The sequence below is a fragment of the Halohasta sp. A2 genome, from assembly GCF_056175805.1.
In genome coordinates, this window is the sequence record NZ_JAQFWV010000033.1 from 21,295 (window position 1) to 33,090 (window position 11,796).

General features: G+C 51.7%; 4 protein-coding genes and 2 pseudogenes. 1 reads left to right on the forward strand and 5 read right to left on the reverse strand.

Annotated features, from left to right (window positions below):
* Positions 1 to 1,185: 1,185 nt before the first annotated feature.
* The 3 genes from O2S87_RS10850 to O2S87_RS10860 form a co-directional block, all read right to left on the reverse strand.
* Positions 1,186 to 2,856 carry a hypothetical protein gene (locus O2S87_RS10850; RefSeq protein WP_475408810.1) on the reverse strand — a complete coding sequence of 557 codons (1,671 nt, stop codon included), beginning with the start codon at positions 2,854 to 2,856 and terminating at the stop codon, positions 1,186 to 1,188.
* A gap of 12 nt (positions 2,857 to 2,868) precedes the next feature.
* The gene (locus O2S87_RS10855; RefSeq protein WP_475408811.1) at positions 2,869 to 5,778 is read right to left on the reverse strand and encodes a hypothetical protein; all 2,910 of its coding nucleotides are present in this window, start codon (positions 5,776 to 5,778) and stop codon (positions 2,869 to 2,871) included.
* 303 nt (positions 5,779 to 6,081) lie between these two features.
* Positions 6,082 to 10,275 carry a type IV secretory system conjugative DNA transfer family protein gene (locus O2S87_RS10860; protein ID WP_475408814.1) on the reverse strand — a complete coding sequence of 1,398 codons (4,194 nt, stop codon included), beginning with the start codon at positions 10,273 to 10,275 and terminating at the stop codon, positions 6,082 to 6,084.
* Positions 10,276 to 10,441: 166 nt separating this feature from the next.
* Here O2S87_RS10860 and O2S87_RS10865 point away from each other — a divergent pair.
* Positions 10,442 to 10,582, forward strand: a pseudogene (locus O2S87_RS10865) (IS5/IS1182 family transposase); the annotation flags it as partial.
* Here the strand turns inward: O2S87_RS10865 and O2S87_RS10870 are convergent.
* Positions 10,537 to 10,920: pseudogene (locus O2S87_RS10870) on the reverse strand (PIN domain-containing protein); the annotation flags it as partial. The pseudogenes O2S87_RS10865 and O2S87_RS10870 overlap by 46 nt on opposite strands.
* Positions 10,921 to 10,929: 9 nt before the next feature.
* The gene (locus tag O2S87_RS10875) at positions 10,930 to 11,637 is read right to left on the reverse strand and encodes a DUF7437 domain-containing protein (RefSeq protein ID WP_475408812.1); all 708 of its coding nucleotides are present in this window, start codon (positions 11,635 to 11,637) and stop codon (positions 10,930 to 10,932) included.
* Between the last annotated feature and the right edge of the window lie 159 nt (positions 11,638 to 11,796).

Sequence of the window (11,796 nt, forward strand, 5' to 3'; positions counted from 1 at the left end):
CCACAGGTCACACCCAACTGAGATAGCACCTGTGTGGGCCACCGGATCGTGGCTTGTGAAGCGAGCAGATTGTGTGGGTGAGAGAGGCAGTTCGTTGGTAGCCAGTCCTGTGGGTGACTGGCTACTCAGATGAAAACCTATCAGTTTCCATAGATAGCCCCATCAGTGGATCAGTTGGATACCAACCGATGCCGAAGTGGGCCGCCACTCGAAGTGTGGAGATTGGCCATGCCCAATCTGACCTCCACAGATCGAGGCGGCTGTTGGCCGAGCCACAACTGGTCCGATGGCCACCCATCCAAACAACTCAGATGGGTACTTGCCCAGCTGGTCATGGGCCACTGGTAAGTCCACCTTGGTGGGGGTCCATCTGACCACACCAGATGGTGTCCAAATGGGACAGGCCAGTATCATCCTTCTGATGGATTTATCAGTGGGTCTAAATCCCAGCTATTTACCCAACGTAGGGGGGGCCTCAACCTTATTCTAGACGGTCGACCCCAAATTGGGGGGTAGATGGGGGGATAGAGACACCCCTTGAAATAAAGTCGGTGCAATAGGAATGAGAAATATTACAATTATTTAGTAATCAGTGTTTCTGGACGCCTATAATGCTGTTTTAAGCAATATACCATTTAAACGTTGGATGTCATATAGATGGAGACACCCCACTGTGTCTGTATCCCCCCTGTCGATACCGACACCCCGACGCCCTCTGGTTATTTTCATGGGTTTGTATGAACCTACCAGAAAAATTACGAAACCAGGGGTTTTGGGTGTCGGTACAGACACCCCGATGCAGTCTGGCGATTTTGGGTTTTCCAGGGGCTGTTTCCTAAACCATACAAAAAATATGGTGTCTCTATCCCCCTATTGATACCGACACCCCGGCGCTGTAGGGCGATTATCAGTGATTAATTGATGGATGTCCAACAAACCCTTGAGAAATAGATTTAGGATTTGTTTAGGGTTAGATTATGGCCGTACGCAAACCAAACTATGCTGTGTATAGAACACACTTGGCGGTGGTAACGAAAAGAAAATGAGGCGATTTACAGAAACTATAGACAAGTTAGTTGTCGAAACCGTCCGGTCAATTCCTAATTACCGATCCAATTATACGCTTGAATGCGTGGTAAAACAAAATTAGAGTAAAAGCTGAATGGCTGAGATCGTGGGCAGAGTTTAGTCTATACTGAGAAGTTTTTCTCCGACATCTGATAATGCTATACCACTAAATCCATCGGTGCGTTCTCCATCAACTGTGTACTTACTTTCAGTGATATCGTATTGGTCTTCAAGGATTGCATTCAGATTCCCTTTAAGGTGGTTTATCCAGACATCTTCACTTAGTTCATCAAGCTGAATCTCATTGATTTTTGCCCATGCTGTGAATGCATTGAACATCCGTTTCTTGTGAGTTTTGAGTTCATCTGGGTTATCTGTCCCCACTTCCACAAACTCGTCGACGAACTGTTTGACTGCATCCCGATCTACGTCGACAGCATCGTCTTCGAGGTCGGGTTCTTCGTATGTCTTGAATCTGGTAAGTTTGTCTTCCTCCTCGTCTTCTTCGGAGTTGTCCTTCCGTTTTTCCAGTTCCTCTTTGACGTGTTCTGGCATCTCTCCTTCCTCGAAGACTACGCTATTATCCACCATGCCCTCATACTCGTATGGGACGTCTGCGATCTCAACATCGGTGTCAGAATCACCCGCTGAGTCGGTGGTTTCTTTCTCTTCTTCATCGTCTTCATTTCGTAAGATATCTCGTACAATATCAAAGTCGTAATTCTCCACAAGATGGTCGACTGTTTCGTGATATTTGCGCGGGCGCAGCGCGTCGAATTTTCCGTACGGTCCTTCCCGTTCTACGATGTCATCTTCGGTGGCGATCCCCTCTCTGAGCGCGTAGTAGATGAGCGCATCATTCGGGATCTGAGCCCGCTTGATTCTGTGGTTTCGTACGTGCTCCCAGAGAACGAATTTTTCCTCGTCAGAGAACTCACCGTATGGGTTATCGTTAGGCCGCTCACCCTCTAAACAAAGGATGGCTGTGGCGGGGTTGTACCATGCATCACGTTTGTGACAATACGCCCCGTCGTCCTCCAGCACACAGAAGTAGTTCTCCGAATCTCCGAAGTGTCCAAGCGGGCTTTTTCCACGGTAGTCTACGTGTAAACCGAACACGTCATGGATGGTTAAATCAAACACGCTTGATGCACTCGCATTATTCCCTCCAGAGTTCCAATCGGCGTCTGGTCGATCACGAATACTGGGGGTGGATGCCCCCCGACCACTGCCTGCTTCAGCTGGCAAGTTGCGAGGTGCGAGCGTCGGCAAGTAGTTCAGGATTGCACCGGTCGGGACGGGTTGATCGCCCCCTGGGAGATCAGTGTATTCGTCGACTCCGAGGAACTGGAAGACACCCTGTTCGTTGAGTCGGTCGACCCATTCACAGTTTTCCATGTCGTCGAGAGTATTGTTCGTTGCCCACATTGCTGGAGCGATCAACTCACCGAGATTGTCGCTCAGGAAGTCGTCAAGGTCGTACTTCAGACCACCAAATCGTGGTAGTGGAATAATGTAGGTATCGAAGGTCCGAGTTGGGGTTCCCTCCTTGGCTTCGATCTCCCATTTCTTCAGATCCTCGTTAGCCTCTCCGCTCTCTGCTTCGCTCTCGACTCCACCGCTCTCACTCCCGCTCACATCCGCACTCTCCACCGAGGTGTTTTCTGCCTCGGGAGAGGCCTCTAGGTCGCCTCGTGCGACTGCATCAAGGTATCGAGCCGTATCAGCCGCCGCTCCGAATCCAGGGCCATACTGACCGATTTTGAGGCCTTCTGAGATGGACTCCACGTTGTCCTTATCCTATTTGTGAGTTTCGGCTGGGTCTGCATCCTGTATGATGTAGACTTCTGGAACACCGTTCTCGATGATAGCGTCTCTAAGGACCTCATAGTGTTCAGCTTTGAACTTGGTAGTCACAGGAGAGATACACGGGATGTTTCGCTCGTGTGCAGAGATTGCATCCGCCATTCCCTCTGTGATTAGGAGTGGCTGACCTTCTTCGATAGTCTGGAGACCGTAGATCGGCTCGTCGAGCATCGCGCATCTCGGTCGCTTCTGTGTCTTGGTGTACTTCTGGTTGAAGTAGTAGTCGACATCTTTGAAGCTGTCTCGTGAGGTATCGATGCTTCTCGAAATGGCGTATACTGGCTCGCCGTCTTCGTTGAAGTACGGGAAGATGTACCGCCCGGTGAACTGAGCGTAGAACGAATCGTTATTCTCGTTGAAGAGCCCTGTCGCTAAGAGTTCCTTATCCGAATACCCCTTCTCGATAAGGTGATTGTACAACGCCTTCGGATCGGCTGGAGACCAGCCCAACTTCTTGTCTTCTATTGTCTGGGGAGCCCACCCACGGTTTTCGCGTGTCTGGTAGCGGTACTGCTCCATCGACACGCTCGTTCCATCATCATTGGATGGATCACTACTGAAGACGGATGGTGCATTCTCCTCTGGGAGGAGATCGTTTACCTGGCTACGGGCCTCCGAGGAGAGACTGTTGATCTGTGTGTCCTGGCCTTCTTCTGCTGTCTCATTCCCAATGAATTTCAGAGAATCAATGGGGGTGGTGTCATAGCGTGGATGCTGGAAGTATTCACGCGCTGTTTCTGGTTTCGAGAGCTCGGCATCTGGGTGGTCGACGTTCCACTGCTTGTTGGAGTTGATCGGCTCGTCAATCTGGCTGTGGAAGAAGTCGATAGCGTCGGCGAATGCCTCGTGGACACGATCTTCGGCTGGTGGATTCTGAATCGTATCTATCTTGAGCGGGCTGAGTTCCAACAGGTCTTCTTTTTCAAGTTCTGCAAGTGGTGGTCGTGAATTCTCTTCGGACTCATATTCATTCTGGCCTCCATTCGTCTCGTCACTGGCTGGTCTCGATTCGTCGGCAGATGCTGTCGTTTGTTCGCTTGGTGTTGTCTCCGCGTTTGTTTCCACGAGGTCTTGGTCGTCTTGATCCGAAGATTGCTCACTGGGCGATTCTGCGGCTTCTGTGGTGGCAGTCTCAGAGGTGTCCGTGTCAGTCGACTCGCTAGTACTGGCTTCAGATGCAGTCGGCGTCGACGGCTCTGCGGGTTCGTCTGTTTCTGATTCTTGGCCTGTTTCTGCCTCTGCCTCAGTCTCTCCTGACGATTGCTCGACGTCCTCACTAGTGGCTTGGTCCACCTGTGTCGACGCGTCGTCAGTCCTGGCTGCTCCTGTGCCTGCGTCTGGATCGTCGTCTTCGTCTTCGGGGAATCGTGGTTCGTCGCGCTCGATTAGCTCTGGGCCGTCGTCGCTAGCTGGATCGTTAATCAGGTAGTGGTCATCGTCGACGTGTTCGGGCGAGTAGAGCTCGTTGTGCTCCAATGCATCGTCGAACAGATCCAAGATTTCTTCGCGGTCAAGAACTGTTTCTAGGCGAATACCACGGAGAATCTTCTGTTTGGAAAGTGGTTCGGATAGATCACATGGGACGACCTCCCAAATGTTCAACCAGAATTCATCCGGCCTGTCTGTAGCAAGGACATATTCATCTTCTAAGAGTCCATCTTCTTCTTGAAGAGCCCCTGACAGCACGCCCACAGCGATTGCCGCATCAGATTCTGTCTGTGTTTCTGGAGTTGCGACACGCTGTATGCCTTTCCGCAATTCACCGCGTGTGAGGGCTACATCTGGGTCTGTGAATACGAAGTCCCAAACCTCGTCCCATACCGTTTTATCGGCAAACTGCTCGGCTTCGTCAATATAGAGGTCTGGCCGTTCTCTTGGTATTACTAGCCGGAGAATAGCGTCATCATCACCTAAGTCGACATTGAGCGGTTCGACTGGATCGTCTTTGATTAGAAGATCGAAATCCTTGCCGATGGCGACTGCATCGCGGGCTTTGTCAATCGTGAGCCCAGTCGAACTTCTGACTGCATCAGGGAGGACTGTTCCTGGGATTCCAGTATCGTAATCGCGCTCGTAGTGATCCCACACCTCGCGCCAGAACGTTATCTCACCGGGGTTTTTCGCTCCGAATGTCTCCTCGAATTCTGCGAGTCGACGCTTTTCTTCGTGTGAGAGTTGCTTTTTGTAGCCGTCGATGATCTCTCGCGCACGTTTCTCCATCTCGATTTGCTCGAATGAATCCATAGTTAGTGTCTCTGAGTCGTTTGTGTTGGTATCCACCGCGCTCGCGTCTATGACACCCTCATCGTCTGCCTCCCCGTCGTCTCGGCCTGTAAACTCGGCACGAGATTCGGTGAGCAGGTCTGCATACTCCTCCGGGATGAGCGGTGTTGTCTTTCCGTCTTCGTAGAGCAGGGGAACTTCCTCTGGAGGGAAGCAAAAGTCTAGTTGGTACTCTTTGTTGGTTGTGGCTGTCTCGTCTACAGGCGCGTTCGGGTCGGTCGTGATCGCATCTGGATCGGGCAGGATCAAGATATCCCACGAATCTTCGTCTGGTAGTTCGTCGACCTCAGCTTCCATGTACAGAGGCGCGTAGACGAACTGATATTCCTCTTCCATCGCTGCCTTGGTCTCGTATCTGAACTGCTTGTTTCCACCGGGATAGACGACCCATTCTCTCTGGTAGCTATCATAGCGACACCAGATATCCATCGCGTTCGATGAGGCAAACTCAGTCTCGCTGTATTTCACCTCGCCCTGTTTTTTTGCATCTGGCCCGACCCCATTGTAGAGGTTGAGATGATCCCCCATATCCATCCACACTGTCTGAGAGCCTTTCTCCATCAGCGCGAACTTCTTTTGATCTTCATCGGGGTTGCCTACCCGGAGTTTGCTCGCTTGTAGTTGGATAGCAGGTTTCTAATCGCAAGACAGCGTAGGGGTAGCTCAAAATTGTCATTTTGGAATGATGGACGTACGTCGACTAATATTTTCTAAGGCGAGTTTCTATTGACCAATCGTAAATTTAGCCGGTATAAATACACGCTCAATATAGTGATATAAAAATAGAATCTAGTTATATATGATATCAGACACAAAATTCGACGATAGAGCGTCATAGACGGTCGTTTTTGAATGAAGGAACTGCTATCCAACTACGCTCGCTTTATTGTACAGGAATCTGATCGGCTCTGGATCGTCGTCTTCCAGTTGGCTTGGGTCTACTCCGGGTGGGACGTACCGTTTTTCGCGGTAGTATGGTGGTTCTGTGAGGATATTCTCGACTCTGTTAGCGTGGAAATCCCGACCGTGGCCATCTTCTCGACCGTCTTTGACGAACAAAGCAGTCCGACGACCCTCTCGTTTGGCTCGGAGCACGTTTTCGATTGTACGAGCGGGCTTGTTCTGCGTCGTCCCTTCGGCTTCAACGTTGATGTTACTGGTTTTCGAGAATTCAGCCGCCAGTGGGTAGGTGTCTTGGAACCAATCAAGCGCACTTCGCATCTCGCTGATCGACAGATCCCCCGTAATCGGTATGTCAGCGCGTGCATCGCACACACGATTCCCTCCGAGCTGGACTGGAAGACTTGTGTGAAAGCCCATCCGAGAGAACCACCGGATCGACTGTCGGATGATCTCGCGGTGACTTTCGGTTGGCTGTTGTCGACCGGTGTCCTGTTGGAGTACAGCGTCGATACCCTCTGATGTGATCGATATCTTGGCCTCGTTTTTCTGGATGTGGATTCGACCGTTCGACCGGTAAGCTATCTTCTCGGCGTTCGATGATTCTTCGACATCTTCCGGTTTTTTCCCACTCCCACCGGGCTTGTCGCTGAAGTACTCTGGGTCGTCGAAATACCCATCATCTTTGTCGTCTTCATTGAGGTTGACGTTGTGGACTTCGACCAATTCTTCGGGGATTGCGATCCCGTTCGGGTAGCGTTCGATTGCCTCACCGGTGATTTCCTCAAACCGATCTGCGACCGCCTCCACTTCGACTATCTCCGACCGCGAGCGGTGGTGTTCGTTCCACACGAGCTCAAGGAAGTTCACGACTGTCTGCTCTTGAAGCCCTCCACCAGAGATCAACAGGTCTGTTTCTCCGGGGTAGTTGTCCATCGGCATCACCCCGTATTTATTGAGTGAGTCTACGATAGCCCGCTTTGCCTGTGACCGCGTTCGCAGCGGCGGGTAGTCTGGGAACGTCCGTAAGCCGAGTGGCTTGCTGATCTGTGGGCCGTTTTCGCTATCATACGAGACTCGCGTGATGACGCGGTATCGCGGCATCTCGATCATATCCTCTGCATCGAAATCTTCGCCCATACGCTTTGAAATCAGGTAGCCGTCGTCTGGGTCACGAACGGCGAACGAAATCATCGTCTCGGTGTTGTTGAAGATTTGCTTGAGGATATTCGGATAGTCTTCTTCAATCTGCGAGGGATTCTGTGTCGCTAATGTCACAGACATACGCCCGGATCGAGCCTTCGACAGCATCTTGTCGATCTCCATATCGTCGCTCACCACGTCGTCAAACTCGTCGATAAACGCGAAGTATGGCTCGCGGTCGGCTTCTTCCTCGGTGGCTTCAGCTCGGGCTTGGATTGCAACCCACACTCGGCGCATGATAGCCGTCGAGATAACCCGCTTGATCTCGCGGTCTTCAACCGAGTTCTTCAGCAGGATGATCTTGCCTTCGTTTACGGCCTTGTCGATACTGACCGTACTGTATCGGTGCGAGACGATCTCTTTCGAGATAGGCGATTCAGCCCAGTCCTGAAGACGCCGCACAACCGGGTCGACTTCATCATCGTCCATCTCAGCAATCCGTCGAGAGTACTGCTTGACGTCTTCTGAGATATCGCCACTCTCGCTCGTTCCGAGGTCGACATCTTCGCGCTGGAGTGACCGAGCGAAGTTCCAGCGTTTTTCCTCCCGAATGAGGACGTTGTACATATCGTACAGGGTGTATGGATTCTCCGACCGGACCATCGCACGTGTGATGTTCTTGGTAATCCCGGCCATCTTCGGCCCCCAGTACTCCCCCGCCCTGAGAACGGCTTGCAGATCGGAGACAATCGATTCGACCTCCCGATCATAGCGTGGGTGATCCTTCGGAACCGACGTTTCAAGGAAGTTGATTGCCGCGATTTTGTCGTGCTCAATTGATCCGGGCTCAATCCAGATTACGTCATCGAGACGGTCCTCTGGAAGCTCCTTCATGAGATCGGTCGCCATGTCGCCTTTCGGGTCAATTACGACACACCCGTAGCCCTTGTGAGCGACTTGGAGGATCATGTTTTTCATCATCGTGGACTTGCCTTTCCCGGTCGTCCCGAACATGGAGATGTGCTGGAACCACGCCGACCGAGGCACGCCAACCTCTCGGACGGCGTTATTCCCTTGTTCTTGATACCCGAGCCAGATGTCGTCGTCCGGCCTGTCGCGGTGTGCCTCGACGTAGATATTTCGACTGTCTTCACCCATGTAGACCGTCCCCGTATTATCGTGCTCGATGAAGTTCATCGTCAGTAGATCACCAGAGTCAGTCTTGGTCTGCGCGTATTGGGGATTCGTGAATTTGACAGGATGTTTTTGCTGTCGTGCGGGAAGGAATTCGTTTTCTTCGGTGGCTGCTCCGTCCGTTGCCTTACCTGATCCGTTCGTGGCCGCCTTCGCACCGTTCGCTGTCTGCGATCTACTGGAGCGGTCGATAGTCGTCGGCAAAGAGTCTGGATTGGGTTCGGATTCGGCGGCCTCGATGTCGTCCATCGTGATTAGGTCGCCATCCGAGGTTCCATTCTCACTCTCGGTCGAGTCAGCCTCACCAACAGCGTCGTCGGTTCGGTCCTGAATTTGCGTAACCTTGTGGGCCTGTATCAGATACGACTCATCGATGTGTGTCTCGACCCATTCTATAATCTCGTCTGCTTTCTCGTCACTTTCAATTTCTTTGTAGAAGTGATCGTATCCGAATTCACCCCGCTCGAATGTGGCTGCCAAATCCAGAAAGTCGGCAGTTGGTTCGGGCGGCATATCCTCAGTGATACTGGTTTCTTCGTATTCGTCGGGCTGGCGATCTCGCTTGTAGTACGCGTCACTCGTATTTTCAACCAGTTCTTTTGCCTTTTCGAAGGTGGACTTATCCTCTTCGTCCGTTGTCTCATCGTAATCGTTGACCTCTGCATACTGGTTGTTGATGAGCTCATCTGGGTTGTCTCCGATCAGGTCTTCCTTTTCGGCTGTTGAGCTGTCTCCTGGGGCTTGCTCGCCGAAGACGGCCTCGACATAATCAACGTTTGCAGTGTTGATTGTGTCGTTGGGGAGGTGAGCGAGTGCAGCTACCTCCTCTTTCGTTAGGATGACGTCCTTACGTTCGATCTTCCGTCTGGCAGCATCGAACACATGCTCTTTGACATCTTTCGCTGTGTACCGGACGGGTTCGAACTGTTGAGAGACCTTGTTGTTCTGGTAGACTGTCCGGAAGATACTCTCGATAGCTTTGGTCTGCCGGATCGCGCCTTCGGCGGTTTTGTCCCACACGAAATACCGAATGTTTGCGAAGAAGGCTTGGCTGTTTTCGAGATCTGTAATGTGCTCTGCGGTTCGCAGGTCTTTCTCGGTCGGGTCAATAATGCGGGGATTTTTTAGCGAATCAACGTATCTCCCTTCTTCCAAGTATTCGGCTCTGCGCTCCGCCGAGGGGTCGGTTGGGCCGAATCCATCCGTCCAATCTTCTGGGGCTGAGCAAAACGTAATCTGGAACAGGACTGCCTGAGCGTTGTGGCCGACGAGTTCGGAGGTGACAGTCTTGTAGGGGTCGACGAGGACGGTTCCAATTTGCTCGCTTTCTTCGACTTTCTTCACCTCGAACGGGTCTGGCCCGGAGAATGCACGGAGGGGTGCGTACTTGGTGTGTTTGAGCTCGAATTCCCCACCAGCCACATAACTCCCATCTGGGATTTTCGGCATGTGGCGCTCACTGTCTTTCACCTGTGCATGGGGGTAGATCCCACCGATTGTTTTCTGGAGTTCTTCAGCTTCGTCGCTTGTGGGCGTTTTCATCGCAAAACGAAGTTTCCCTTCCGAGAACCACATCTCAAACGAGTACTCATGTGGTGTCTCGTCAAGGCCGAGTTTGGATTTTAACCAGTTGTTTTCTACACTCGGGTCGTACAGGGTTGAGATGAGCTGTTCGGCTTCCTTGATCCCGTCTGATTTGCGATAGGGCCTGATTCGGGTGATGTAGCCATCGAAATCGGTTGCGATGCTGGAGAGAGAATTATAATCTCCCTTATGAAATCTGACTGCACCGTATTTCTCAGGTTGCAGTCGACGGGTGATTAAATCTCAAACATTCATGCCAACAGATTTTTATGATCGTACAAAAGCATATACTTCATATTATCATAACTGATATCCAAAATCAATAGACTGCGGTGGATTCGTTTGTAGGTTTAAGCGCGTGTCATAGAACCATGTTCAGAGATGGCAGTAGGGTGTTAAAACTGTGTCTACGAGTGCCAGTACCCTGCAAGACTTAGCTTCGGTAGACGACTTCCTGAATGTCATGGCTATTGAGACAGTACCGCTGCTTGAACATCTTGAGTTCGATTTTCTGTTGGAATACGAGTTCACGAGCCCTGCGAGAATCGTATCCGTCTTTTCGACCTCGTGTTCAGGTTTGTCCGTCATGTTTGCGATCATGCGTCTGTCGATGTCACTCGCTGCAACAGCATCTCCATTGGTTGGGTCCGGCGCATCGATGATCTCGGCCCATCCTTCGTCGAGTGCAGTCTGAACACGATAGGTATCTCTCCCACCAACCTCACCGATGACCCGCTGAGGGAGTTTCAACACGACACCAGCGTTCTGCACGGCCGAGCGAAACTGTCTGAACTGGTTGTTAGATGGATCACCGATCGCGATGAAAATATCCGCGTCGACGATGACTTCTTTTCCACCAGACAGTGGCGACTCGTGATTCATTCAGCGATCTCACTCAGTAGCATCTGGCTGTGCCGGCGATGTCTCCTGTGCGTCAAGATTGGGGAGATCCATCTGGTTGTGGACATCAGGGAATAGATACTCGAAATACGGGTCATGTTCGCGACCAACAGTGAGGGCAGGTACAACGGCATAGATGACCATCATCGCCTCAGTTTCTCGAACATCAATCTCACTGGCAACCATCCGCTGGGTCATTTTGCCAGCATAATGGAGGCCAGCACCACGGAGTGCTGCCACAAGTTTCCCAATACCGTATCGCTCGAGGATGTATTCGATATCTTCGTCGACTTCCTGAAGTGCAAACGCGTGGAGGACTGTGGGCGTGATGATAATCGGGGTGTACGGCTCGACAAGAACAACGGGTTCTGCAGTGAGCTGTTGTGGTCGAGTCGAATCGTCACGGTCACCGAGGCCGAAATCAACCAACCGGTCGACGTAATCGTAGGCGGTCGATTTCGAGAGACCGAGGTCATCCATGACTTCTGGTGGTGACACTGGTCCCCAGTAACAGATGTAGACGTAGACGCGAGCGAGAGCCGGTTGGTTGAGGAGCTTCACGAGTGTTTCGAGGCCTGGTGCATTCTCAGCGAGGAACTCCGGCTTGAGGATCTCCTCGTTCAAGATGTCTCTCGGTGGTTTATGAAGGGCCGAAGTGCCTCCATCTGGGCGAGGTGGCGTGTCGAGGTGATCGTCCATGGCTATTAGTCCGAAGTTCACGTACTTTAGACTCAGTTGATCACATCGGGAGCCTCCCTATCTCCTCCAATAGGTGCTGAATCTGTGTCTGCGGTGGCTGGCTAGCCTCCAGCAAGACGGTGGCTGGGAGTTCTACCGGCATCCAGTCGCTGTCGGCGG

What these genes read in the sequence shown, in the direction of transcription:
- O2S87_RS10875 (WP_475408812.1), bottom strand. Translation starts at nt 11,637, where the DNA reads ATGGACGATCACCTCGACACGCCACCTCGCCCAGATGGAGGCACTTCG.
- O2S87_RS10855 (WP_475408811.1), bottom strand. Translation starts at nt 5,778, where the DNA reads ATGGAGAAAGGCTCTCAGACAGTGTGGATGGATATGGGGGATCATCTC.